Below are 24,870 nucleotides of genomic sequence, written 5' to 3' on the forward strand. Positions count from 1 at the left end.
ACGCAGGTTTTGTCAGTCCGGACGAGAGTCGAGGGTCGCATGCTCGAGGGAGAACAGCCGGTCGTGCTGCCGGCGGAACAGCTGCTTCAGCCTATGGCGCAGGCCGCGCCACTGTGGATCCGGCTCTCGCGCGGACTCGAGGCCGCAATTGCCTCGGGGACCCTGCCCCCGGGCGCTCGGCTCGAGAACGAGGTCTCGATGAGCGAGAGACTGTCGCTCTCGCGACCGACGGTGCGACGCGCCATCCAGGAACTCGTCGACAAGGGCCTGCTCGTTCGCCGACGCGGAGTGGGAACACAGGTCGTCCACGGTTCGGTGGCGCGGCAGATCGATCTGACCAGCCTGTACGACGACCTGAAGCGGTCGGGACGCGTCCCCTCCACCCGCGTGCTCGACGTGACCTTCGCCCGGGTGGGTCCCGAGGTGACCGAGCAGTTGGGTCTCGACCAGACCTCCCGCGTGCTGAAGATCCGCCGCGTGCGCTTCGCCGACTCCGTGCCGATCGCCGTCCTCGAGAACTATCTGCCCGACACCTTCGCCGACATTACCGCGGAGCGACTCGCCGAGGTCGGCCTCTACCAGGAGTTGCATGCCCGGGGCGTGACGCTGCGCGTCGCGCGCCAGCGCATCGGCGCCCGTCGGGCCAGCGTCGACGAGGGGCTGCTGCTGGACATCGGACGCGGCGCCCCCGTGCTCACCATGGACCGCACCGCCTACGACGCCGACGGCGCCGCCGTCGAGTACGGCCGCCATTGCTACCGCCCCGACCTCTACGGGTTCGAGATGACCCTCGTCGAGCGATGAGGCCCGCGGTGTCGGCGACCCTGCAGGACGTGGCCACGCTCGCGGGGGTGTCCATCAAGACCGTGTCCAACGTCGTGCGCGGGTATCAGCACGTGCGCCCCTCCACGCGTGCCCGGGTGCAGGCCGCCATCGATGAGCTGGGATACGTCCCTCACAGCATCGCCCGTCGTCTGGCCACCGGCACGACGGGGATGGTCGCGTTCGCGCTGCCGGCGATCGAGACGCCCTACTTCGCGGAGCTGGCCGCCCTCGTCTCCACCGAGATCGGCGGCTTCGACTACCGCCTGCTGATCGAGCAGACGTCTGGCAGTCTCGATGACGAGCGAGCGGTTCTGCGGGGGCGCGAGCAGGGGCTGATCGACGGACTCATCTTCCAGCCCACCGAACTCGACGCCGACGCCATCGAGCAGTTCCGCGGGTCCACCCCTCTCGTCCTGCTGGGCGAGATCCCTCCGCCGCCGACGGTCGATCACGTCATGGTCGACAACATCGCCGCGGCGCGGGCCGCCACGTTCCACCTGCTGCACTCGGGGCGGACGCGCATCGCCTTCCTCGGATACGCGGCAGCCGCCGGCCATGCGACGGCGAGCCTGCGCGCCGAGGGCTATCTGTCGGCCCTCGAGGAGTGCGGAGCTCATCGCAGCGACGACCTGCTCATCCCGATGCAGCGCTTCGGGGCGTTCGCGGCCGAGGCGGCGGTGATCGATGCGATCGAGACGGGGGTGCGCTTCGACGGCCTGGTGTGCTTCGACGACCTCGCCGGCATCGGGGCGATGAAGGCCCTCGCCCGCGCGGGACGCGTCGTCCCCGACGACGTGGGCGTCGTCGGGTGGGACGACATCCTGATGTCCAACTTCACCAATCCGGGGCTGACGACCGTCCGCCCCGACAAGCCCACGCTGACCCGAACGGCCTTCCGGATGCTCCGGGAGCGCATGGACGGAGCGGGCGGCCCCGGTCGGCACGAGACGGTCGGATTCGACCTGGTCGTCCGCGGGAGTACCGCGAGCTAATTTGCAGCGCTGGAAAATCTGCGCCACAGTGTTGGGCATGCAACCCCTGACTCCTCCTGCATCCGACCTCGATGGCGAGTACCCGCGACCGCAGCTGCGCCGACCCGACTGGCGGAGCCTCGACGGCGAGTGGCGCTTCGCCTACGACGACGACGAAACCGGCACGGCGGCGGGCTGGTTCCGCACCGGCGACTTCGACCGCGTCATCGCCGTGCCGTACCCTCCGGAATCGGCTCTCTCGGGCATCGGCGACGCGTCCTACCACGCGGTGCTCTGGTACTCCCGTCGTCTGAGCGCCGAGGAGGTCGCGCGCACCAACCCCGCCGGGCGCCTTCTGCTGCACTTCGGCGCGGTCGACTACGCCGCGACCGTCTGGCTCAACGGCAGCCAGGTGGCCACGCACCGCGGTGGGCAGACGCCCTTCACCGCCGACATCACCGACCACATCGCCGCGGACGGCGACGATCTCCTCGTCGTGCAGGCGATCGACCGTCCCCTCGACGTCGGTCAGCCCCGGGGCAAGCAGGAGTGGCTGCCGGAGCCGCACGAGATCTGGTACTCCCGCACGAGCGGCATCTGGCAGCCCGTGTGGGTCGAGGAGGTGCCCGCGACCCACGTCACCGAACTCTCGTGGCGCACGACGCGCAGCACCGACAGCGTCGTCCTGGAAGTCCTCTGCAACCGCCCCCTCGGCCCCGACGCGGTGATCGACGTGCAGCTGAGCTACGCCGGTTCCCCTCTCACCCGGGTGCAGGTCGCGTCGCCGGCCACGGGGGCGCCGATCCTCGACATCCCCCTGCGCGACCAGCGCAACGGACAGCACTACGAGAAGCTCGTCTGGACGCCCGAGACCCCCCGACTGATCGACGCGACCGTCACGATCACCGACGGGGACTCCGTCGACGCGGTCTCGTCGTACCTGGGGCTGCGTACCGTCGGCACGGCGGCCGGACGGTTCCTGCTCAACGACCGGCCGTACTTCGTCCGCTCGGTACTCGAGCAGGGGTTCTGGCCGGAGTCCCACCTCGCCGCACCCAGCGCCGACGCGCTGCGGGCCGAGGTGCAGCTCATCAAGGACATGGGATTCAATGCCGCCCGCCTCCACCAGAAGGCCGAGGACCCCCGGTTCCTTTATTGGGCGGACCGGCTCGGCCTGCTGCTGTGGGGAGAGGCGCCCGCCGCGTTCGAATTCACCACCAGCGCGATGACCGATCTGACCCGCGAGTGGGTCGACCTCGTCCGTCGCGATCGCTCGCACCCCTCGATCGTCACGTGGGTGCCCTTCAACGAGAGCTGGGGCGTGCGCGACGTCGTCACGGACGAGCCGCAGCGGGCGTTCACGCGCGGATTGGCCGACCTGACCCGCGCGCTCGATCCGACCCGCCCCGTCATCTCGAACGACGGGTGGGAGCACACCCGATCGGACATCCTCTCGGTGCACGACTACGACCCCGACCCCGAGACGTTCGCCCGGCGCTACGCCGATCGGGACGCCCTGTCGCGATTGTTCGCCGGGTACGGCCCGTCGCACCGGCTGATGATGGCGGAGGGGACGGCCGACGTCGACACCCTCCCGGTCATGGTCACCGAGTTCGGGGGCGTGAAGTACGAGACCTCCGCCTCGGCGCCGGCATGGGGATACTCCACGAGCGCGACCCCCGAAGAGCTGGAACATCACCTCCGCGGCCTCTTCGGCGCTCTCCTCGACAGCGCCGTGCTGTCCGGCTTCTGCTACACGCAGCTCACCGACACGATGCAGGAGGCGAACGGCCTCGCCTTCGAGGACCGGACGCCGAAACTGCCCCTCGAGACGCTCCGATCCATCATCGGCCGGGAGTCCCACTCGCAGCCCTGAGCGCTCGCCTCGAACGACGGCGAACGGCGGTGGACCTTCGGGGCCACCGCCGTTCGCGACTGGACGGGGAGGACCGTGCTCAGCCGAGCAGCGGCCGCTGCCGCGCGCGCAGCCGTTCGTAATCGGCGCGCGCGCGAGCGGTCGACGGCAGCGTCGAGTGCGCGGCGACCGGGACGTCCCACCACCCCTCGCCGTCGGGGGCGTACCGCAGCGGATCGGCATCGACATGGATGAGGGTCGTCCGCGAAGACGCCTTCGCCGCTCTCACCGCGGCCTCGAGATCGCGCGCAGCGCCCTCACCGGGCGCGACCTCGATGACGTCCACGCCGTACGACCGTGCGTTCGCGGCCAGATCGATCGGCACGTATCGCTCGCCCTCGAGGTCGGGCACCGCGGCATCCGTCATGCGGTACGCGGTTCCGAACCGCTGGGCGCCCACGGTCTCGGAGAGGTGTCCGATCGATGCATAGCCGTGGTTCTGCACGAGGACCACGACGATCTTCAGTCCCTCCGACACCGCGGTGACGAGCTCGGTGTGCAGCATCAGGTACGACCCGTCGCCGACCATGACGAGCACTTCTCGATCGGGCGCACCGCGACGCACCCCGAGGCCGCCGGCGATCTCGTATCCCATCGTCGAGAACGCGTACTCGACGTGGTAGCCGAGTGGGTCGCGCACCCTCCATAGCTTGTGCAGATCTCCGGGAAGAGAACCGGCCGCCTGCACGAGCACGTCCGTGGGGTCGCTGGCGGCGTGGACGGCGCCGATGATCTCGGACTGCCCGAGCAGCCTCGCGCCCGTGGGAGCGAGCGCGCGGTCGACGAGCGCGTCCCACTCGGCCTTCTCGACCCGGATCCGCTCCGCGTACGAGGCCTCGACGGCCGTCCCCTCGAGTCCGTCGACGAGTGCGTCCAGTGCCCGCCGGGCGTCGGCGACCACCGGCAGACGGCTGCCGTGCTTGTAGGCATCGAAGGAGGCGACGTTGATGTTGACGAAGCGGACCCCGTCACGTCGGAAGGCGCTGCGGCTCGCGGTGGTGAAGTCGCTGTAGCGGGTGCCCACCCCGATGACGAGGTCCGCGTCGGCGGCCAGTCTGTTCGCGGCCGTGGACCCGGTCGCGCCGACGCCGCCGAGGTACTGGGGATGATCCCACGGCAGCACGCCGACGCCCGCCTGCGTGGCGCCCACGGGAATTCCCGTCTGCTCCACGAGGCGACGCAGAGCGTCTTCGGCCCCCGAGTAGAGCACTCCTCCCCCGGCCACGATGAACGGCGCCTGGGCCCCGCGGATCGCCGCGATCGCCCGCCCCAGCTCGTCGGGCTCGGGCACGGGCCGTCGCACGTGCCAGTCACGCGGCTCCAGGAACTCGACCGGCACCTCGATCGCCTCGGCCTGCACGTCTTCGGGCAGGGCGATCGTGACGGCCCCCGTCTCGGCGGGATCGGTCAGCACGCGCATCGCGGCGAGCGCGATCGAGAACAGTTGCTCGGGGCGCTGGACGCGGTCGAAGAACCGCGAGACGGGGCGGAACGCGTCGGTGACCTGGAGGCCGGTGTCGTGGGGATGCTCGAGCTGCTGCAGAACGGGATCGGCCACGCGCGTCGCGAAGGTGTCCGACGGCAGCAGCAGCACGGGGAGTCTGTTCGCCGTGGCCAGAGCGGCCCCGGTGAGCATGTTGGCGGCCCCCGGGCCGACGGATGCGGCGGCGGCGTAGGTGGCGCGCCGGCGGTGCATCCGTGCGTAGCCCACGGCCTGATGCACCATCGCCTGCTCGTTGCGCGCCTGGTGGTAGGGCATGAGACCGGGCTCGTCGGTGTGCAGCTGCACCAGCGCCTGTCCGATGCCGGCGACGTTGCCGTGACCGAAGATGCCGAACGTGCCCGCGATGGTGCGTTCGCGGATGTCTCCGTCGACCGTCCACTGGTTGGCGAGGAAGGTGATCAACGCCTGGGCGACGGTCATCGTCCGCGTCCGGGGTGCCGTGGACGGCGCGGATTCGGGGTCGAGGGTCATGCGTCGGTCTCCTTCGCCGCGTAGGGCAATCGAGGGTCGGGGCGCTGGTGCGCCCAGGAAGAGCGCACCCATGCGTGAGCGGGGTCGTCCGTGATGCGCCAGGCGCGCTCCGCGCCCGGGCCGGCCATGACGTTCAAGTAGTAGAGGTCGTAGCCGGGGGCGGCGACCGCGGGTCCGTGATATCCGTACGGCACGAACGCGATGTCGCCCGTGCCGACGCGGGCGGTCGTGTCGATGGGCCGTCGATCCGAGGCGTAGGCCGCGAACAGCCCGAACGGCTCCGCTCCGCTGGGCGGCGTCGTGCCGCGGGCGGGAGCCGTCTCGAAGTAGTAGATCTCCTCGAGTTCGCTCTCGGTCGGCGACGGCGCATCGTGCTTGTGAGGCGGGTACGACGACCAGTTCTCGGCGGGCGTGATCACCTCGCACACGATGAGCTTCTGCGCGGCCATCGCCCCCGGCACACCGAAGTTGTGCACCTGCCGGGTGGAGCGCCCGGCACCGCGGATCTCGACCGGCACGTCCGCGGCTCGCATGACCGTGGGGTCCCAGGACCGGGTCGCCGGCGCCTCCGCGACGGCGACCCGACCGGTGCCGATGACGCGGAGCGGCGTGTCGATGCCGGCGTGCGCGACGTCGGTCGGCCCGTGGAAGACCGACTCCCGCCCCGCCAGCTCCCAGCGGCTGTCGCCGAGCACGACGGAGAACGATCCGGCCAGGGGCACGACCATGCGCTCGACGGCGTCGGCGGGAAGGCGGATCTCGCCGTCGAGCTCCGCGACGCGGATCCCCGTGTGCGTCCACCCCGGCGCCCTTCCCGCGCCGCCGATGCTCTCCCACGGCCCCTCGGCCAGCGACCCGCGAGGGTAGAGCCATTCGTTCGTCATGCTCGTCCGGCGACCGCGCGGGGGTGCACCATCGCTGCCGCGGTGTCGACCGCCCCGGCCACGTCGTCGTCGTCGGGATAGAGCAGGGTGCGCCCGACGACGAGGCCCCGGATGCCAGGGAGGGTCAGCGCACCCTGCCAGGAGGCGAAGGTCTCGTCCGGACCGGTCGTCGGATCGCCGCCGAGGAGGAGGGTCGGCAACGTCGAGGCCTCGGCCACGCGCTCCATGTCAGGAACCACGGGGAGCTTCAACCAGCTGTAGGCCGACGTGTTGCCGAGCCCCGTGGCGATGGCGATCGACCTGATGACAGCGTCGGCCGTCAGGTCGGTGCGGACGCGACCCTGCTCCCAGAAGCTCATGAAGGGTTCGAGCATGATCGGGATCCGCGCCTCGGCGGCTGCCGTCACGGCCGCCGCGCTCGCCTCGAGCGTCGGTGCCGTCGCCGGGTCGCCGAGGTTGATGCGCACGAGGAGCTTGGCGAGGTCGATCCCGTCGCGAGTCAGGGCCGGCACGTCGTAGGCCGTGAATCGGTCGTCCATCTCGAAGGTCGCGCCCTGCAGACCCCCGCGGTTCATCGATCCGACGACGATCTTCCCGTCCAGCGCGCCGAGGAGGGCGAGGTCCTCGACGATGTCGGGGGTGCCGAGCACGCCGTCGACACCGGGGCGCCCCAGGGCGGCCACGAGCCGTTCCAGCAGATCGACCCTGCTGGCCATCGCGCCGGAGCGGCCGCCCACGCCCAAGGCGCCGCGCGCGGGGTGGTCGGCCGCGACGATGAACAGGCGCCCGTCGCCGTCAAGCAGAGACCGCCGCCGCCGGTCGCGCAGCGCGTGCGCGACACGACCCGGCTCCTCGGCTCGGATGCGGCGCAGTTCGTCGAGGTCAAACACGCGCCACCGACCCGTCGAGGAGGTGGCGGATGTCGGCTTCGCCCGGCATCGCGGTCGAACATTCGCGTCTGCCCGCGACGATCGCGCCCGCGGCGTTCGCCCAGCGCAGCGTCTCTTCGAGGTCCCAGTCGGCGAGCAGACCGTGGCACAGGGCCCCGCCGAAGGCATCGCCCGCACCGAGACCGTTCACGACCGCCACGGCGAACGGCGCCACTTCGACGCGGCGCTCGCGCGTCTTGGCGAGGACGCCCTTGGGACCCTGCTTCACGATCGCCAGCTGAACACCCCGCTCGAGCAGGGCGTCCGCGGCACGGTCCGGGTCGGTCTCGCCGACGGCGATCTCGCACTCCTCGAGGTTGCCGACCGCCACCGTCACCTGCCCGATCGCCGCTCGCACCTGGGAGCGCGCCTCGTCGGGGCTCCCCCAGAACATCGGGCGGTAGTCGAGGTCGAGCACCGTGAGCGGTCGGCGCCCCCGCGCGTCCCAGGCCGCGAAGTGGGCGGCCCGACTCGGCTCCCGACTCAAGCCCGTCACGGTGGACCAGAACACCCTCGCCGTCCGCACGGCATCGACGTCGATCTCGCCGGGGCGGATCACCAGATCGGGGGCGATCGGGTCGCGATAGAAGTACAGCGGGAAGTGGTCGGGCGGGAAGATCTCGCAGAACGTCACCGGGGTGTTCAGTCCCGGGACCACGTCGATGAAGCGGTCGGAGACCCCGAGTCGGGACAGTTCGCGTCGCACGAACTCGCCGAAGGGGTCGGCGCCCGTGCGGCTGATCAAGGCCGCGCTCCGGCCGTAGCGGGCGGCGGCGACCGCGACGTTCGCCGCGGAACCACCGAGGTACTTCCCGAAGGTCGAGACGTCCGGCAGGCCGACGCCGTCCTGCAGGGGATACAGGTCGACTCCGGCTCGGCCGATGGCGAGCACGTCGAGCGGTGCGGTGGCTGCGGGAGAACTCAAAACGGGGCGATCCTCTTCGATCGGGGGAACCGGCAGGTCGCGTGAGCGCATAGCTCGCACGACTTTGTGCTTACAAATACCGATCCTACGGCGTCGACCGTTGTTTCCCCAAGGATCACTCCGCATGCAACGGCAACTCCCCCTCACACGACACGACGCCCCCGACCTTCCGGCCGGGGGCGTCGTGTCGTTCGTTCAGGTCAGGAAGCGACCGGCACGGCAGGCTGAGCCTGGGTCGCCAGCTCGATCACGCCGTAGTCCCAGCCCTTGCGGCGGTAAACGACGCTGGGGTGGTCGGTGCGCGCGTCGATGAACAGGAAGAAATCGTGGCCGACCAGTTCCATGCGGTCGACCGCGTCTTCGACGGTCATCCACTCCGCCTCGAACTCCTTCTGGCGGATGACGACCGGGCAGTAGTCCTCTTCTTCGGCCGTGTCGGCCTGCACCGGCACCGAGCCGGTCGCGACCGCACGAAGCGCCTCGACCGAGGCGGGTTCGACGTCGATGCCCGCGATCTCTCCGGTGCCCTTCTCGAACTTCGCGCCGCGCGGGTGGTTGCGCAGATCGACGCGCTTGTCCTTCGCGCGGCGCACCTGCTCCGAGATCTTGTCGACAGCGAGGTCGAGAGCGGCGAACTTGTCGGCGTCGGTGGCCTCGGCCCGCACGACGGGGCCCTTGCCGTCGAGGGTGAGCTCGACCGTATCGTCTTCCATTCGTCCGTTGCGATAGGAGCGATGAGTCACCTTGACCTCGAGCGCCTGTGCACGCGGCGCAAGGTGCTCGATGCGGCTGACCTTCTCTTCGACCACCGAGCGGAAACGATCGGTGATACCGACTCCCACGCCGACGATGTTGGTGTCCATCCGTGACCTCCTTGTTCCGGGTTCCGCCCGGTCTAAGGGCGGAACGTCCGTCGCCTTCAGTCATCCTTACGCTAGTGCGCGGCCACCCTCATGTCACGTGGCAATCACCCCTGATTCATCTCTCGGCTCATCGATTCACCCCGCATCGCCGTGACGACGCGGCGTGGCCGCGAGGGTCACCGCGATCACCCGATCGGCCCCCGCCGCGCGCAACGACCGCGCCGCCTCGACGAGGGTCGCCCCCGTGGTCACGACGTCGTCGACCACCACGACGGTGCCCGTCACGGGGCGCGCCCTCAGGGCGCCTTCGAGGTTGCGCCGCCGCGCGTGAAAGCCCAGCCCGCGCTGATCGAGCGTCGAGCGCTGCAGATGCAAGAGCCGCTGCGTGCGCCATCCCGACCGGGCGACCAGCAGGTCGACGGGTCGGTACCCCCGTCGACGGAACGCCGCGCGGGATCCCGGCACGCTCGTCACCCGCGCGCCTGCCGGGACCGCGGCGCGCAGCGCGACGTCGAGAGCGGGTGCGAGGGCCCGCGCCAGGTCGGTGCGACCGTCCTCCTTCAGCGCGCGGATGGTGCGCGCGACCACACCGTCGAAGGGCAGGGCCGAGGTGACGATGAGACCGGGGGCCAGCGGGCGCCGTATGCAGCGCGGGGCGAGGGCGTCGCGGCATCCGGAGCACAGGGACACGTCGATCGCGTCGCATCCCGCGCACGAGACCGGCAACCAGAACGTCAGGGCGTCGGCGAAGGCGTGGGCGACGACGGAAGCGAGGGTCATTCCCCCACGCTGGCTGACACGGCACGGACGCACCGCCCGCCCGCTCCTGATCGGGGAGGGAACGGCGGAACACACCGCTGGGGAGGAGGGGTCGGCCGCTACGAGGTCGTGCCCTGCTGACCCGCCAGCACCCGGATGCCGGTGGCCACCAGGGTCCACGAGCTGCCGCGACGGCTGTACAGACGACCGGAGTCGTCGAGCACGCGAACGCTCGTGCTGCCGGCCGCCAGCGTGCGCGCGCCGTCGGGCGCGGCCGACTCGGTTCCGCGACCTCCGACGTTGAGCTCGCGCAACAGGCTGCCGCCGTCGACCGAGACGAGCACGCCGACGCTGGTGTCGTCGAGCCACGCGAGGTCGAACGCCCCCTGCTGCGAGAACGACAGCACGTGCGGGGCACCGAGGGTGACCTCGCCGCCCTCGCGCTCGATGCCGGCGACCCACACCTCGCGGGTCCCCGAGACCGTCACGATCGCCGCGACCCGCGTGCCGTCGCGCGAGATCTGCATCGCGGTGATCTCCGACGCGTCGGGCCAGGCGTTGCCCACCTGGCGCGGCACTCCTTCGGCGGTGATCACGCGTACCTGGTTCGGCGCGTTCGACGGCACGCTCCAGACGGCGCCCTCGGCGTCGATCGAGGGCGCGATGAGTCCGGGACGCTCGTCGAGGAGGAAGGTCTGCCCGTCGGCCAGGGCGCTGGCCACCGGCCCCTGCTGGGTGCGCACCGCCGCGAGAGACCGGTCGGCCTCGAGCTCGACGGCCGTCGGGGCGAGCGATTCCACCGCGTCGGAGAGGCCGTCGATCGCCTCGACGGTGTCGCCGGTGAGCGAGCCGAACGCCCCCGCGGTGGTCAGCACCGCGGGCGAGGGGTCGACGCGGGTGACCCGCACCGGCACCTCGGAGGCGGTGACGGGGGTGCCCTCGACCGTCATCTGCACGTCGCTGATGCCGGCCGTGACGAGACTGCGGACGAGCTGCGTCTGCATGCGGTCGAGCGTCGTGCGGTCCAGGCTCAACGCCGCCGGGGGCAGCTGCACCTGGGCGACGCCGCTCGAGGAGAGCGTGACGGATCGGCCCACCAGCGACAGCTCGTCGGGGAAGGCCGAGCGCACGGCCCCGGCGAGCCACGGACTCGGTCGGCCGTCGACGAGGGCGGTCGCGACGCGGCTGGCGACGAACCCGCGGGGGAACCACCGCACGTCGGGCACGATGAAGCTCCACGTCGGGTCGAAGTAGGCGATCGAGGCCGACTGGTAGACGGTCGGGAACACCTCTTCGTAGAGCACCACGCCGTCGGGGGCCGCGGTGATGCGCCACTGGCCGTCGATCTGGGTGAGGGCGAACGCGAGGTTGACGGCGGTCCTGGATGCCGCGGGCGCGTACGCACCGGAGGAGTCGACGGATGCCACGGTGGCGAGCGACACCGTGACCCCGGTGCCGTCGTCGGTGGCCGTGGCGCGGCGGTCGGCGAGACGGTCGATGGTCACGCTCGCCCGCGGATCCCACTGGGTGCCGGGCGCGAGGAACGTCTTCGCGGTCGCCCAGTCGTCGGCGGGGCCGGAACCGGCGCGCAGGAACCCCTCGACGATGTCGGCGGGCGCGGCGTCGTCCTGCGGTCCGTCGGGGACGAACGCGAAGGCCTGGGTGTCATCGGTCTGGGGGCCGCGGCCCGGGTTGACGTATCCCGAGGTCGGCAGCCCCGTGCACGCGGCGAGCGCGAGCACGAGGGTCAGGCTGACAAGGGCGAGAGCGCGCCTCACGGGGTCCTCCTCACGCCGGGGCGGGTGGAGATCGGCTGGGTCAGTCCCAGCGCCTCCAGGGCGCCGCCCTGCTCGTCGTCGGGGACGAGGGGCAGCGGCGAACTGCTCACGGGCTTGCCGTCGCGCGGCAGGGTCAGCACGAAGTTGGAGCCGCGGCCCGGCTCGGACCACACCGCCAGGGTGCCGCCGTGCAGACGCGCGTCGCCGAGGGCGATCGACAGGCCCAGGCCCGTTCCGCCGATGGTGCGCACGCGTGAGGGGTCGGCGCGCCAGAAGCGGTCGAACACCCGCTCGACGTCGTCGGCGGTCATGCCCAGGCCGAAGTCGCGCACGCCCAGGGCCACGGCATCCCGATCGCTGTCGACCGACACCACGATGGGGCGCCCCTCGCCGTGCTCGATGGCGTTGCCGAGGAGGTTGCGCACGATGCGGCGCACGCGGCGCGCGTCCATCTCGACCGGCGTGTACCCACCGGGTGCGACGAGCCGCACGTCGGAGCCGTGACCCTCGGCCAGCTGCTCCATCGAGTCGATGACGTCTTCGGCCAGGTGCGCGAGGCTCGTGGCCTCGAGCTCGAGCTGCACGGACCCCGCGTCGTACCGGCTGATCTCGAGCAGGTCGGTCAGCAGCACTTCGAAGCGCTGCACCTGGGCGTGCAGGAGTTCGGCGGCGCGACCGGTGGCGGGGTCGAACTCCGCGCGCTGATCGTTGATCATGTCGGCAGCCAGGCGGATCGTCGTCAGCGGCGTCCGCAGCTCGTGCGACACGTCGGACACGAAACGCTGCTGCACGAGCGACAGGTCGGCGAGCTCCTTGATCTGCTGCTCGATGCTGTCGGCCATGGCGTTGAACGAGCGGTTCAGCGTCGCCAACTCGTCTTCTCCGCGCACGGGCAACCGCACCCCGAGGTCGCCCGCCGCGAGCTTGGCGCTGGTCTCGGCGGCATCCGCGATCGGCGTCGTCACCGAGCGCAGCACGAACCACGCGATCGCCCCGATCAACAGCACCAGCACGAGACCCACGACCCACAGCAGCACCTGCACGAACGCGAGGGTCTGCGAAGCGCTGGTGAGGTCGTACCCCATGTACAACTCGTACGAATCGACGCCGTCTTCGGCCGGGAAGCGCAGTTGATGGCCGACGAGGATGCCGGGGACCTCGCGGCCGTTGTCGGTGGGCAGGGCGACCGACTGCCACCACTGCAGGTCGGGGCTCGACTGCACCTGCGTGCGCATCGCCTCGGTGACCATGCTCGACTGGAACGCGGGAGAGATGAACGGCTGCGGAGCCAGCGGCGAGGGCGGACCGATACGGTAGAGCGCGATCAGGTCGCTCGAGGACTGCTGCGAGAGCCTGGTCGCGATGCCGTTCATCAGCGTCTGCGCCGCGGCCGGGTCGGTGGAGTCCACGGCCGCGTCGAGGGTGGCCTGGGCCGCCGCAGTCGCGCGCTGGGCCTCGAGGAGCACCTGGTCCTTGCGGGCGGTGAAGAGCTCGTTCTGGATGACGAGGGCCATCGCCACGCACGTGACGAGGATCGTCGCCGCCGTCAGCGTGACGGTGATCACGATCGTGCGGAAGCGCAGCGATCGGCGCCACAGCGTGGCGAAGCGGTCGCGCAGCGACCTCCAGTCGCGCAGCGACAGTCGCCTCGGCGGCGGCAGGGTCCGCACCGCGCCGGTCATGGCCCGCTCAGGCCACCGCGCCGGCGCGGTAGCCCACGCCGCGCACGGTGGTCACGATCCGCGGGTTGTCGGGATCGGCCTCGATCTTGGCGCGGAGGCGCTGCACGTGCACATTGACCAGGCGGGTGTCGGCCTTGTAGTGGTAGCCCCACACCTGCTCGAGCAGCATCTCGCGCGAGAACACCTGCTGCGGCTTCTCGGCGAGCGCGACGAGCAGCTCGAACTCGAGGGGCGTGAGCGCGATCGGGCTGTCACCGCGGCGCACCTCGTGGGCGGCGACGTCGACGACGAGGTCTCCGATGCGCAGCGTCTCATCGACCGCGGCCTGCGTCGGACGCAGGCGCGTGCGGATGCGCGCCACGAGCTCCTTCGGGTTGAAGGGCTTCATGATGTAGTCGTCGGCGCCCGACTCGAGCCCCTTGACCACGTCGGCGGTGTCGGTGCGGGCCGTCAGCATGATGATCGGCACGCCGGACTCGGCCCGCACGCGCGTGCAGATCTCGATGCCGTCGACGCCGGGGAGCATGAGGTCGAGCAGGATCAGGTCGGGACGCTCGGTGCGCCAGGCGTCGACCGCCTGGGCTCCGTCGGCGCAGAACACCGTGTCGAATCCCTCGGTGCGCAGCACGATGCCGATCATCTCGGCCAGCGCGGTGTCATCGTCGACGACCAGGATCCGTGAAGTCATTCGGGTGTACGTCTTCCGTCTCGAAACCCGCTCGGGGACGGGCACAACGCCCCGGGTGGGGGCACGTCGTATCGAGAGTAGTCGACCTGCCCGCACGGCAGGCGTGCGTGTCGGAGGTCTATGACACGATGAGGACATCGCCACGCGACGAGGAGGCGCCACCGTGACCGCGTATCCGGCCTGGACCCCGGCATCCCGCCCCGGCATCGTTCCGCTGCACCCGTACGGGTTCGGCACGATCCTGAGCCGTTCGTTCGTCGCGCTGCGACACAACCCCAAGGTGCTGCTCGGCTTCGCGCTCCTCGTGCAGGCCATCGCGTACGTCGTGCTCACGGCGGCGGTGGGCGGCGTCGCGATCGCGAGCTTCGCCCGGCTCGACACCGTTCCCCCCGGCAGCGACGACTTCAACGCGATCCTCGCGGGCTCCACCGTCATCACCGCCGCGACCGCCCTGGTGCTCGGCCTCGCCACCGGCGCGCTCAGCGTCGTGGTCCAGGGCGTCGTCGTCTCCGAGGTCGCGCACGCCGTGGTGTCCGAGAAGCCGCGACTGCGCGACGTGTGGGCGCGGGTGAAGCCCGTCTTCTGGCGCCTCGTGGGCTACAGCGCCCTGAGCGCCCTCGCCGGCCTGATCGTGATCGGGGTGGTCGTGGGCATCGTCACCCTGCTCGTGATCAGCGTGATCTGGGTCGGTGTCGCGGTCGGGATCCTGCTGGCGATGGTGTTGGTCGCCGGCTATCTGTGGCTCGCGCCCAAGCTCTTCCTCGTGCCCTCGGTCATCATCCTCGAGCGCGCGGGGATCTTCCGCGCGGTCGCACGCTCATGGCGCCTGACGCGCGGCCGGTTCTGGTCGACGCTCGGGGTTCTCCTGATCATCTCGATCGCCTTCGGCATCGTCGCCCAGATCGTGGCGATCCCCCTGAGCCTCGTCAGCGGCCTCATCCCGGTGCTGGTCGATCCGACGGGCAGCTCCGGAGTCGAGGCGTTCGTGGGCTACCTCGTGGTGCAGCTCATCGGTCAGCTCGCCATCCTTCTCGTGCAGTGCATCGCCCTCGTCGTGCAGTCGACCTCCGCCGCGCTCGTCTACGTCGACGCCCGCATGCGCGTCGAAGCCCTCGACCATGACCTGCAGACCTACGTCGAGCAGCGCGACGCCGGGGCGACCTCTCTGCCCGACCCCTACCTGGTGGGCGTCGGTCGGGTGGTCGAGCGACCTGCTCCCGTACCGGTCGGGTCCGCCCCGGCCTACGCCGGGTGGGGCGCACCGACATACGGCGCGGGTGCCGTCGGCCCGCAGCAGGGGTACGGCGCGCCGGCGCAGGGGTATGGCGCCGCACCGGCGCAGCCCGGCTACGGCGCTCCGGGGCAGCCCGGCTACGGCGCTCCGACTCAACCCCCCTACGGCGCTCCCGCACGGGCCCCGTCCGGCGCGCCGGCGCCGCTCGCGTCGGGCGCGCCCGCCCCGGGCACCCCCGCCCCCGGCACCCCGGCGGCCGCACCGGCGCCGCACCATCCCTCGTGGACTCCCCCGTCGACCGGCGACTCCCCGCGTGCCGACCCGCCCGCGGCGGACACCCCCGCGCCGCCGGCGCCGCCGGCACCGCCCGCCCCCACGGCGTGGGCGGCCCCCGGCTCGGGCGGAGGCGAATGATCGCGCTCCCCGCCCTCGCTGCGACCTTCCCCCTGCTCCCCGACCCCGACCAAGCGCGGGAATGGGCCGAGAAGGAGCTGAGCGATCCGTCGTACCAGGCTGCCGAGCCGACCTTCATCGACCGCATCGCCCAGGCCGTCGCGAAGTTCCTCGGCGACCTGCTGCGCGTGCCCGACACCGACGGGTGGGGTCCGGCCGCCCTCATCGTGATCGCGGTGATCGTGATCGCGCTCATCGTGGTCGCCGTGCTCATCTGGGGTCGACCGCGCGTCGCGAACCGCGCCGCCCCCGCCGCCCGGGCGCTCTTCGACGACGACGACGTGCGCTCCGCTTCCGAACTGCGCGCCGACGCGGCGGCCGCCGCCGCGCGCGGCGAATGGGACGAGGCGATCGTGCTCCGTTTCCGCGCCTTCGCGCGCGGACTCGGCGAGCGCGGACTCGTCGACCCGCCGCCGGGTGCGACTGTGCGCGCCTTCTCGCGTGAGGCGGCCCGCGCCCTCCCGAGCCTCGCCGACGCCCTCGACGACGCCGCGACGATCTTCGACGACGTGCGCTACCTGCGTCGACCCGGCACGGCCGAGCGCTACCGGGTCATCTCCGACCTCGACGACGCCGCGGTGCGGGCTCGCGCGACGCCGGTGGACGCCCCGTGAGCGTCGCCGCTCCCGTCCGTTCGCGGCGCCGCAGTGCTCTCGGGTGGGTGGCGCTCGTCGTCGGGCTGCTGGTGGTGGCCTTCGTCGGCGGGTCGTTCGTCTACGGCGGCTACTCGCAGCGCGCCGTGCTCGACCCCGAGTCGGCCGGGCCCGACGGCACGCGCGCCGTCGTGCGCCTGCTCGAGCAGCAGGGAGCACGGGTCGTCGTCGCCCGCGATCGAGAGGCCGCCGAGCGCGCCCTCGCCACCGACGACGCGACCCTCGTCATGCGCGACGCCCCGATGCTGTCCGACGACACGCTCACCGAGCTCGCCGATCGCGCACGCCACATCGTCCTCGTCGAACCCCGCTCGCGCGCGCTCTCGGTGCTGCTGAACGGGTCGACGCTGGGCGGGTTCTCCGACGGCAGCGCGGTGCGGGCCGACTGCTCCGCGCCCGCCGCCGCGAACGCCGGAGCGGCTCGGACGGGTGAACTCATGACCCCCGGCGACGAGGTCACCGGCTGCTTCCCCGTCGACGGGGAGTTCGCGCTGTTGACCGCCGACCGCCCCGACGGAGGGAGCGTCACGGCCCTCGACGGGTTGTCCGTCCTGACCAATTCGACCCTGCCCGCCGACGGCGACGCCGCCCTGGCCCTGGGCGTGCTCGGGCAGACGGCCACGATCGTCTGGTACGTGCCCTCGCCCACCGACGCGGCACCCGGCTCGGCCCCGCCCACCCTCGGCGATCTGACCCCGCCGTGGGTCACGCCGGCCCTCCTGCTGCTCATCGCCGCGACCCTGGCGGCAGCGCTCTGGCGCGGGCGACGCTTCGGCCCGCTCGTGGTCGAACGCCTGCCCGTCACCGTGCGCGCGAACGAGACCACCGAGGGTCGCGCCCGTCTGTACGCCTCGGCGCGCGACGCCGGCCACGCCCTCGACGAGTTGCGCCGCGCCAGCCGCGCGCGGCTCGTGCGCCTGCTCGGCCTGACCGACCGCACCCCCGCGACCGAGGTCGCCGACGCCGTCGCCGAACGCCTGGGTGCCGACCGTTCCGTCGTGCGCGGCATCCTCGTCGACGACACCCCGACCACCGATCGCGACCTGGTCGCGGCCGCCGACCGACTCCGCGATCTCGAGGCGAGCGTGCGCGCCGCCGTCCGACCCGAAGGGACCACACGATGACCGACAGCCCCGAATCGCCCACCTGGCCCGCGCCCGCCTTCCCGGCCGAGACCGCACCCGCACAGCCGGCCGACGCAGCGCCCAAGTCATCGTCGACCCCGGCGAACGGCGCTCCGGATGCCGACGACGCGGCCCTGCGCGAGGCGATGCACCGCGTGCGCCTCGAGGTCGGCAAGGCCGTGGTCGGGCAGGACGGCACCGTCACCGGTCTGCTCATCGCCCTGCTCTCGCGCGGGCACGTGCTGCTGGAGGGCGTGCCCGGCGTCGCCAAGACCCTGCTCGTGCGCTCGTTCAGCCGCGCGCTGGGCCTCGACACCGCGCGGGTGCAGTTCACCCCCGACCTCATGCCCGGTGATGTCACGGGCTCGCTCGTGTACGACGCCCGCGCCGGAGGCTTCGAGTTCCGCGCCGGTCCGGTCTTCACGCACGTCCTGCTCGCCGACGAGATCAACCGCACGCCTCCCAAGACGCAGGCCGCTCTGCTCGAGGCCATGGAGGAGCGCCAGGTCTCGTCCGACGGCGAGAGCCGCCCCCTGCCGGATCCCTTCCTCGTCGCCGCGACGCAGAACCCGATCGAGCACGAGGGCACGTACACGCTGCCCGAGGCCCAGCTCGACCGCTTCCTGCTCAAGCTCGTCGTCGACCTGCCGAATCGCGAGGCGGAGGTCGACGTGCTCCGCCGCCACGCGCGCGGCTTCGACCCTCGACGCCTGAAGGAGGCGGGGGTGGATGCCGTGGTCACGGCATCCGAGATCCTCGCCGCGCAGCGCGCCGCGGCATCCGTCGCCGTCGACGACGACCTGCTCGGCTACGTCGTCGACCTGGCCCGCGCGACGCGCCAGAGCCCCTCGGTGCTGCTGGGCGTGAGCCCGCGTGCGACCACGGGCCTGCTCGCGGCGGCGAAGGCCTGGGCCTGGCTCGGCGGATACCCAGCGATCACGCCCGACCACGTGCAGACCATGCTCGTGCCGGTGTGGCGCCACCGCATCCGCCTGCGCCCCGAGGCCGAGATCGAGGGCGTGTCGGTCGATGCCATCCTCACCTCGGTCCTGCAGCAGACCCGCGTTCCGATCTGATGTTCGTCACCGGCCGTCTCGCCCTGCTCGTCGCCCTCGGCGTCGTCCCCCTCGTGTTGCTGAGCACGGCGGGGCTGTCGGCGTGGGCCGTGGCGGGCGGCTGGCTCCTGCTCTGCGCGGTGCTCGCCCTGGTCGACCGCGCTCTGGCCGCCGATCCGCGACGCGTCGAGATCACCCGCACGCACCCCGAGCGCGCCCTGCTCGACGAGCCGGTCGCGGGCGAGCTGCGCGTGCGCAACCTCGGCACCCGCACGCTGCGGACGCGGGTGCGCGACGCGTGGCAGCCGACCGCCGGCGCCCCCGCGGAGCGCCAGCGATTCACGGTGCCGCCCGGTGAGCGGCGCGGGGCGCCTCTTCCCCTGCTCCCCCGCCGCCGCGGCGAGCTGCGCAGCGCCTTCGTCGTCGTGCGGGCGGCCGGGCCGCTCGGACTCGCCGGACGCCAGGGCGTGGTCGACGCCCCGGCCCGCCTGCGCGTGCTGCCCCCGTTCACCTCGCGCCGGCACCTGCCCTCGCGTCTCGCGCGCCTGCGCGAGCTCGACGGCAACACCACGCTGCAGGTGCGCGGCCCGGGAACCGAGTTCGACAGCCTGCGCGAGTACGTGCGCGGAGACGACGTGCGCTCGATCGACTGGCGAGCGACGGCCCGCGCCGGCACCACGATGCTGCGCACGTGGCGACCCGAGCGCGACCGGCACGTGGTCATCGTCATCGACACCGGCCGCACGGCTGCGGCGCGCGTCGGCGACGGCGTGCGCCTCGACGCCGCGATGGAGTCGGCACTGCTGCTGTCGGTGCTGGCCTCGCGGGCCGGCGATCACGTGCACCTCGTGATGTTCGACCGCGTGCCCCGCGCCCGCGTGACGCGCGTCGACGGCACGCAGCTGCTGCCCGCTCTCGTCGACGCCATGGCCCCGGTCGATCCGCAGCTCATCGACACCGACTGGGACGCCGCCCTCGCCCAGGTGCGGGGGCTCGCGGTGCGCCCCGCCCTCATCGTGCTGCTCACCGCGGCCGACGACCCCGAGGCCGCGCGCGCCTTCCTCGCCGCCCTCCCCTCGGTCGCCGCGCGCTCACGCCTGCTGGTGGCCACGGCCACCGACGGCCCGGGCGAGGTTCCCGCTCATCACGACGCGGCCGACGTCTACGCCGCCGCCGCCGTCGAGCGCGCCCGCCACGACGCGCAGCGCGTGCGCGACGCGGTCGTGCGCGCCGGAGGAGACGCGGTGTCGGCCTCGGCCGACGACCTCCCCCCGCTCGTGGCTGACCGCTATCTCGCGCTCAAGGCCGCCGGTCGCCTTTAGCACGTCCAGCCCGCATGCAGCCCGCGACATACGACGCGGCCTATCCTGGGGGGTACCCTTCCAGCCGTCTGCGCGTCCCCTCCGTGCGCGGCTCTGCCGTCTACGCACAGGATGCGGGAGCTCTCTTGCCAGGAAACGCCACTACGCACTTCGACGATGTGGCCCTCGTGTCGGTGGCGAGCGTCTTGCCCAGCCGCATCACGACGTCGGATGACATCGAGGAGCGTCTGGCTCCCGCGCTGAAGCGACTCAAGCTCAAGCCGGGGCTGCTCCGCCGTGTGGCGGGCGTCAACGAGCGCCGCAACTGGGCCGACGGCGAGTCGTCCGATGAGGCCACGATCGCCGCGGGCAAGCAGGCCCTCGCCGAGGCCGGGGTCGATCCCAGCGAGATCGGCCTGATCATCAACACCTCGGTGACCCGCAAGCACCTCGAGCCCTCGGTCGCGGTGCGCCTGCACCACGGTCTGGGCCTGCCGAGCTCGGCGATCAACTTCGACGTCGCCAACGCCTGCCTCGGCTTCATCAACGGCATGAGCCTGGCCGCCGGCATGATCCAGTCGGGTCAGGTCAAGTACGCCCTCATCGTCAACGGCGAGGACGCCGACGAGATCCAGGTCAACACGATCAACCGTCTCGTGCGCGAAGACCTCGACCGCGACGCGTTCATGCAGGAGTTCGCCTCGCTCACCCTCGGCTCGGGTGCGGCCGCCGCCGTGCTCGGTCGAGCGAGCGACCACCCCGAGGGCCACCGCATCGTCGGTGGCGTGACGCGCGCGGCGACCCAGTTCTACGACCTCTGCGTCGGCAGCGTCGACGGCATGTTCACCGACGCCAAGGCGCTGCTCAAGGGCGGCCTCGACCTCGTCGTCTCGGCGTGGAAAGAGGCCAAGGGCGAGTTCGACTGGACGGGCATGGACCGCTACGTCACCCACCAGGTCTCATCCGTGCACACCCACGCGATCGTGCGGGCCGCCAAGCTCGACCGCGACCGCGTCCCGGTCACCTACCCCGAACTGGGCAACGTCGGCCCGGCGTCGATCCCCATCACCCTGGCCGCCGAGCAGAAGACGCTGCGGCGGGGTGATCGCGTGCTGCTGATGGGAGTGGGCTCCGGACTCAACACCGGCATGCTGGAGCTGGCCTGGTGAGTCACCCCCGCGTGATCGGTCCGCAGGCCACCCTGCCCCCGGCCGGTCTCCCCGGCCTCGATCCCGCCCTCTCGCGGCTCGTGAGCGTCGACGGAGTGCTCGCCGATGCGGGTGCGACCCGGCTCTGGCATGTGCTCGACACCGGCGACGCCCTCGCCGAACGCGGCATCGAGCCGCGCGGCACGATCGTCGCGGTGCACGGCAATCCCACGTGGTCGTACCTGTGGCGCGCTCTCGTGAACGCCTCTCTCGCCCGTGCCGACGCGGGGGCGACGCCCTGGCGCGTCGTCGCCGTCGACCAGCTCGAGATGGGCTTCTCGGAGCGCACTCCGCTGCGCCGCACCCTCGCCCAGCGCATCGCCGATCTCGACGCGCTCGTGACCGAGCTCGGCATCCGGGGTCCGATCGTCACGATCGGTCACGACTGGGGCGGGCCCGTCTCGCTCGGGTGGGCCGTCGAGAACCGCGACCGCCTCGCGGCCGTCATCGCCCTCAACACCGCCGTGCATCACCCCGACGGGGCCGAGCTGCCCTTCGCGCTGCGCGTGGCGACGGCCCGCGGCATGCTGGCGGCCGGCACGACCGGCACGACGGCGTTCCTCGACGTCACACTCGCCCTCGCCGACCTCGACCCGGACGTGCGCGCGGCCTTCCGCGCCCCGTACGCGACGATCGCGCGTCGGCGCGGCATCGGCGGGTTCGTCGCCGACATTCCCGCGACCGCCGCGCACGAGAGCACCCCCGCCCTGCACCGCATGTCGGCGGGCCTGCGCGAGCTCGAGGTGCCGGCGCTGCTGCTGCGCGGCCCGAAAGATCCGGTGTTCGGCGAGGATCACCTCGACGACCTCACCGAGCGTCTGCCCCACGCCGATGTGCACCGCTTCGAGGGTGCCGGACATCTCCTCGCCGAGGAGCGCCCCTACGCCGACGTCGTGCTCGACTGGCTCGACGAGAAGGTTCCGGATGCCGCGCCGGCAGCCCCCCGCACGCGCCGCGCCTCGTCGCGGAAGCGTCCGGCCCCCACGGGCCGCCTGTGGGATGCCCTCGACGCGCGCCGCGACGACGACGACACCGCCGTGATCGACATGACGACCGCGCGCGGCGACGGCCCCCTGAACGTGAGCTGGCGTCAGCTGTCCACGCGGGTCGACGAGCTCGCCGCGGGTCTCGACGCCTTCGGCGTCCGCGCGGGCGACCGCGTCTCGCTGCTCGTGCAGCCCGGTCCCACCCTCACCGCGGCCCTGTACGCGTGCCTGCGCATCGGGGCCGTGGTCGTCGTGGCCGATCGGGGTCTCGGCATCCGGGGTCTGTCCCGTGCCGTGCGCGGCGCGGTGCCCGACGTCGTCATCGGCGAGGTGGCCGGCCTCGCCGCCGCCCGTGCCCTCGGGTGGCCGGGGCGACGCATCTCGGCCGCGGCGCTCCCCGCCGCCTCGTCGCGCGCGCTCGGGGTCGAGGCGAGCCTCGCCGACCTCGCCCTGGCCGGCCGGGGCCGCCCCCTGCCCGCTCCTCCCGCCGCCGACGCCGACGCCGCGGTGCTGTTCACCTCGGGGTCCACGGGGCCGGCCAAGGGCGTCGTGTACACGCACGCGCAGCTCTCGGCCCTCCGCGACACCCTCGCCGCCCACTTCGGCGTCACGGCCGACACGGGGCTCGTCACCGGCTTCGCCCCGTTCGCGCTGCTGGGCCCCGCCCTCGGCACGCGCTCGGCGACGCCCGACATGGACGTCTCGGCCCCGCGCACCCTCACCGCCGCAGCGGTCGCCGCAGCCGTGCGCGCATCCGACGCGCGGATCGTGTTCCTCTCCCCCGCCGCGGTGGCCAACGTCGTCGCGACCTCCGGAGGGCTGACGGATGCCGACCGGGCCGCGCTCTCGCGCGTTGAGACGTTCCTGTCCACCGGCGCGCCCGTGGGCATCGACCTCCTGCGTCGGGCACAGGCCCTCATGCCGAACGCCGTCGCGCACACCCCCTACGGCATGACCGAGTGCCTGCTCGTGGCCGACGTGACCCTGCCCGAGATCGAGGCCGCCGCGGGAGACAGCGGCGTGTGCGTGGGTCGTCCGCTGGGCACCGGCGAGGTGCGCATCGCCCCTCTCGACGAGCTCGGCCGTTCGTCCGACGACACGACGACGGAGCCGCGGGTCACCGGCGAGATCGTCATCTCGGCACCGCATCTCAAACGCGGCTACTTCCGCCTGCACCTCACCGACCGCGAGGCCCGCCGCGGCCTCGGCGAACGGTGGCACCGCACCGGCGACGTCGGGCACCTCGACGCCGACGGCCGACTGTGGGTCGAAGGGCGCCTCCCCCACGTCATCACCTGCGCCGAGGGTCCCGTGACCCCGGTGGGCATCGAGCAGGACGTCGAGACCGTTCCGGCCGTGCAGCGCGCGGCGGCGGTCGGGGTCGGACCCGCGGGCCGGCAGGTCGTCGTCGCGGTCGTCGAGGCGGGCGCCCGTCGCCCGGGCCTGGCCTCCCCCGAGCTCACTGAGGCCGTGCGCGCCGCCACCGCGCAGCGCCTCGCCGCAGTGCTGGTGGTGCCGACGCTGCCGACCGACATCCGGCACAACTCCAAAATCGACCGCACCCGCGTCTCCGCGTGGGCCGAGCGCGTGCTCGCGGGCGAGAAGCCGAGCGCGCCGTGAAGGTGCTCGCGACCGGTGCGTCCGGGTTCCTCGGCCGCGCGGTCGTCCGCGCCCTGCACGACGCGGGGCACGACGTCCGCACCCTGCAGCGCCGCCCCTCGGGTGTCGACGGCGCCGACGACCGCTTGGGTTCCGTGACGGATCCGGCTGCCGTGGCATCCGCCCTCGAGGGGATCGACGGGATCGTGCACCTGGCGGCGAAGGTCTCGCTCGCCGGAGACCCCGCGCAGTTCCGCGCCGTGAACGTCGAAGGCACGCGCACCCTGCTCGACGCCGCGGCCGCGGCCGGGGTCGCCCGCATCGTGCACGTGTCGTCGCCCTCGGTCGCTCACGCCGGTCACGCCCTCGCCGGTGTCGGCGCCGAGCCCGCCGATCCGCAGGCCGCGCACGGCGAGTACGCCCGCACGAAGGCCGAGGCCGAGCTGCTGGCTCTGTCCCGCGCCGGGGGCGACACCGCCCTCGTCGCCATCCGCCCGCACCTCGTGTGGGGACCGGGCGACACGCAGCTCATCGCGCGCGTCGTCGCTCGCGCCCGCCGGGGCACGCTGCCGCTGCTCGACGGCGGCACGGCGCTCATCGACTCCACGTATGTCGACAACGCAGCATCCGGGATCGTCGCCGCCCTCCACCGCGTCGACGAGGTCAGCGGACGCGCCTACGTGCTGACCAACGGCGAACCGCGGCCGGTCGGCGACCTGCTGGCGGGCATCTGCCGCGCCTCGGGCGTCACGCCCCCGCGGTTCAGCGTGCCCGCGAGCCTCGCCAAGGCCGCCGGGTCGCTCATCGAGCGCGTGTGGGCCGTTCGCCCGGGTGAGGACGAGCCGCCCATGACGCGCTTCCTCGCCGAGCAGCTGTCGACCGCGCACTGGTTCGACCAGACCGAGATCCGCCGCGACCTGCGGTGGACGCCCGCGGTCTCGCTCGACGAGGGCCTGCGCCGCCTCGCGCGCGCCTGAGTCCGCGGCATCCGGCCTCCTCCGCAGACCCCCGCGTCCCACTTTGCGCAGAGCATGTCCCGAAAGGGGCTGCCTGGCCCCCGCCC

20 protein-coding genes are annotated in these 24,870 nt (G+C 72.5%); 11 read left to right on the forward strand and 9 right to left on the reverse strand.

The window, feature by feature from the left end:
- Positions 1-93: 93 nt before the first annotated feature.
- From M3667_RS02290 to M3667_RS02300, 3 genes are read left to right on the forward strand one after another with little or no spacing between them, the layout of a single operon-like run.
- Entirely contained in the window at positions 94-804 is a 711-nt protein-coding gene (locus M3667_RS02290) for a GntR family transcriptional regulator (RefSeq protein WP_251505053.1), read from the forward strand.
- Between the two features lie 8 nt (positions 805-812).
- Positions 813-1,817 carry a LacI family DNA-binding transcriptional regulator gene (locus tag M3667_RS02295; RefSeq protein WP_251504425.1) on the forward strand — a complete coding sequence of 335 codons (1,005 nt, stop codon included), beginning with the start codon at positions 813-815 and terminating at the stop codon, positions 1,815-1,817.
- A gap of 37 nt (positions 1,818-1,854) precedes the next feature.
- Positions 1,855-3,672: a glycoside hydrolase family 2 protein gene (locus tag M3667_RS02300; protein WP_251504426.1), complete on the forward strand. Its 1,818-nt coding sequence runs from the start codon at positions 1,855-1,857 to the stop codon at positions 3,670-3,672.
- Positions 3,673-3,751: 79 nt separating this feature from the next.
- Here M3667_RS02300 and iolD read toward each other — a convergent pair whose 3' ends face one another.
- From iolD to mtrA, 9 genes are all read right to left on the reverse strand, one after another.
- Positions 3,752-5,686 (reverse strand): 3D-(3,5/4)-trihydroxycyclohexane-1,2-dione acylhydrolase (decyclizing), encoded by a 1,935-nt coding sequence (gene iolD / locus M3667_RS02305; RefSeq protein WP_251504427.1) that lies wholly within the window; start codon positions 5,684-5,686, stop codon positions 3,752-3,754.
- Complete coding sequence (iolB, locus tag M3667_RS02310; protein ID WP_251504428.1) at positions 5,683-6,570, reverse strand: 5-deoxy-glucuronate isomerase; 888 nt, start codon at positions 6,568-6,570, stop codon at positions 5,683-5,685. Before iolB ends, iolD begins: the two co-directional genes overlap by 4 nt.
- Complete coding sequence (locus tag M3667_RS02315) at positions 6,567-7,460, reverse strand: deoxyribose-phosphate aldolase (protein ID WP_251504429.1); 894 nt, start codon at positions 7,458-7,460, stop codon at positions 6,567-6,569. The genes iolB and M3667_RS02315 overlap by 4 nt, the downstream gene beginning before the upstream one ends.
- Positions 7,453-8,424 carry a 5-dehydro-2-deoxygluconokinase gene (iolC, locus tag M3667_RS02320; protein ID WP_251504430.1) on the reverse strand — a complete coding sequence of 324 codons (972 nt, stop codon included), beginning with the start codon at positions 8,422-8,424 and terminating at the stop codon, positions 7,453-7,455. Before iolC ends, M3667_RS02315 begins: the two co-directional genes overlap by 8 nt.
- 200 nt (positions 8,425-8,624) lie before the next feature.
- Positions 8,625-9,287 carry a ribosome-associated translation inhibitor RaiA gene (raiA, locus tag M3667_RS02325; RefSeq protein ID WP_251504431.1) on the reverse strand — a complete coding sequence of 221 codons (663 nt, stop codon included), beginning with the start codon at positions 9,285-9,287 and terminating at the stop codon, positions 8,625-8,627.
- A gap of 135 nt (positions 9,288-9,422) precedes the next feature.
- Positions 9,423-10,067, reverse strand: a complete 645-nt coding sequence (locus M3667_RS02330) for a ComF family protein (RefSeq protein WP_251504432.1) — start codon at positions 10,065-10,067, stop codon at positions 9,423-9,425.
- 98 nt (positions 10,068-10,165) lie between these two features.
- Positions 10,166-11,824 (reverse strand): LpqB family beta-propeller domain-containing protein, encoded by a 1,659-nt coding sequence (locus tag M3667_RS02335; protein ID WP_251504433.1) that lies wholly within the window; start codon positions 11,822-11,824, stop codon positions 10,166-10,168.
- A complete protein-coding gene (gene mtrB, locus M3667_RS02340) occupies positions 11,821-13,506 on the reverse strand; it encodes an MtrAB system histidine kinase MtrB (RefSeq protein WP_251504435.1) in 1,686 nt (561 codons plus the stop codon). The genes M3667_RS02335 and mtrB overlap by 4 nt, the downstream gene beginning before the upstream one ends.
- Before the next feature lie 7 nt (positions 13,507-13,513).
- The gene (mtrA, locus tag M3667_RS02345; protein ID WP_144828821.1) at positions 13,514-14,194 is read right to left on the reverse strand and encodes an MtrAB system response regulator MtrA; all 681 of its coding nucleotides are present in this window, start codon (positions 14,192-14,194) and stop codon (positions 13,514-13,516) included.
- Positions 14,195-14,357: 163 nt separating this feature from the next.
- On the opposite strand from mtrA, the gene M3667_RS16695 reads away from it, so the two are divergent.
- The 8 genes from M3667_RS16695 to M3667_RS02390 all read left to right on the forward strand — a co-directional run bounded on the left by M3667_RS16695 (position 14,358) and on the right by M3667_RS02390 (position 24,784).
- Entirely contained in the window at positions 14,358-15,842 is a 1,485-nt protein-coding gene (locus M3667_RS16695) for a glycerophosphoryl diester phosphodiesterase membrane domain-containing protein (protein ID WP_308196423.1), read from the forward strand.
- Positions 15,839-16,495, forward strand: a complete 657-nt coding sequence (locus tag M3667_RS02360) for a DUF4129 domain-containing protein (protein WP_251504436.1) — start codon at positions 15,839-15,841, stop codon at positions 16,493-16,495. The genes M3667_RS16695 and M3667_RS02360 overlap by 4 nt, the downstream gene beginning before the upstream one ends.
- Positions 16,492-17,658 (forward strand): DUF4350 domain-containing protein, encoded by a 1,167-nt coding sequence (locus M3667_RS02365; RefSeq protein ID WP_251504437.1) that lies wholly within the window; start codon positions 16,492-16,494, stop codon positions 17,656-17,658. Before M3667_RS02360 ends, M3667_RS02365 begins: the two co-directional genes overlap by 4 nt.
- A gap of 146 nt (positions 17,659-17,804) precedes the next feature.
- The gene (locus M3667_RS02370; protein ID WP_230704525.1) at positions 17,805-18,734 is read left to right on the forward strand and encodes a MoxR family ATPase; all 930 of its coding nucleotides are present in this window, start codon (positions 17,805-17,807) and stop codon (positions 18,732-18,734) included.
- Entirely contained in the window at positions 18,734-20,035 is a 1,302-nt protein-coding gene (locus tag M3667_RS02375) for a DUF58 domain-containing protein (RefSeq protein WP_251504438.1), read from the forward strand. Before M3667_RS02370 ends, M3667_RS02375 begins: the two co-directional genes overlap by 1 nt.
- Positions 20,036-20,160: 125 nt before the next feature.
- Entirely contained in the window at positions 20,161-21,183 is a 1,023-nt protein-coding gene (locus M3667_RS02380) for a 3-oxoacyl-ACP synthase III (RefSeq protein WP_251504439.1), read from the forward strand.
- A complete protein-coding gene (locus M3667_RS02385; protein WP_251504440.1) occupies positions 21,180-23,828 on the forward strand; it encodes an alpha/beta fold hydrolase in 2,649 nt (882 codons plus the stop codon). Before M3667_RS02380 ends, M3667_RS02385 begins: the two co-directional genes overlap by 4 nt.
- The gene (locus tag M3667_RS02390) at positions 23,825-24,784 is read left to right on the forward strand and encodes an NAD-dependent epimerase/dehydratase family protein (RefSeq protein WP_251504441.1); all 960 of its coding nucleotides are present in this window, start codon (positions 23,825-23,827) and stop codon (positions 24,782-24,784) included. Before M3667_RS02385 ends, M3667_RS02390 begins: the two co-directional genes overlap by 4 nt.
- Positions 24,785-24,870 lie beyond the last annotated feature (86 nt).

Origin of the sequence: Microbacterium sp. P26, assembly GCF_023712585.1 — a bacterium.
GTDB lineage: Bacteria > Actinomycetota > Actinomycetes > Actinomycetales > Microbacteriaceae > Microbacterium > Microbacterium algihabitans_A.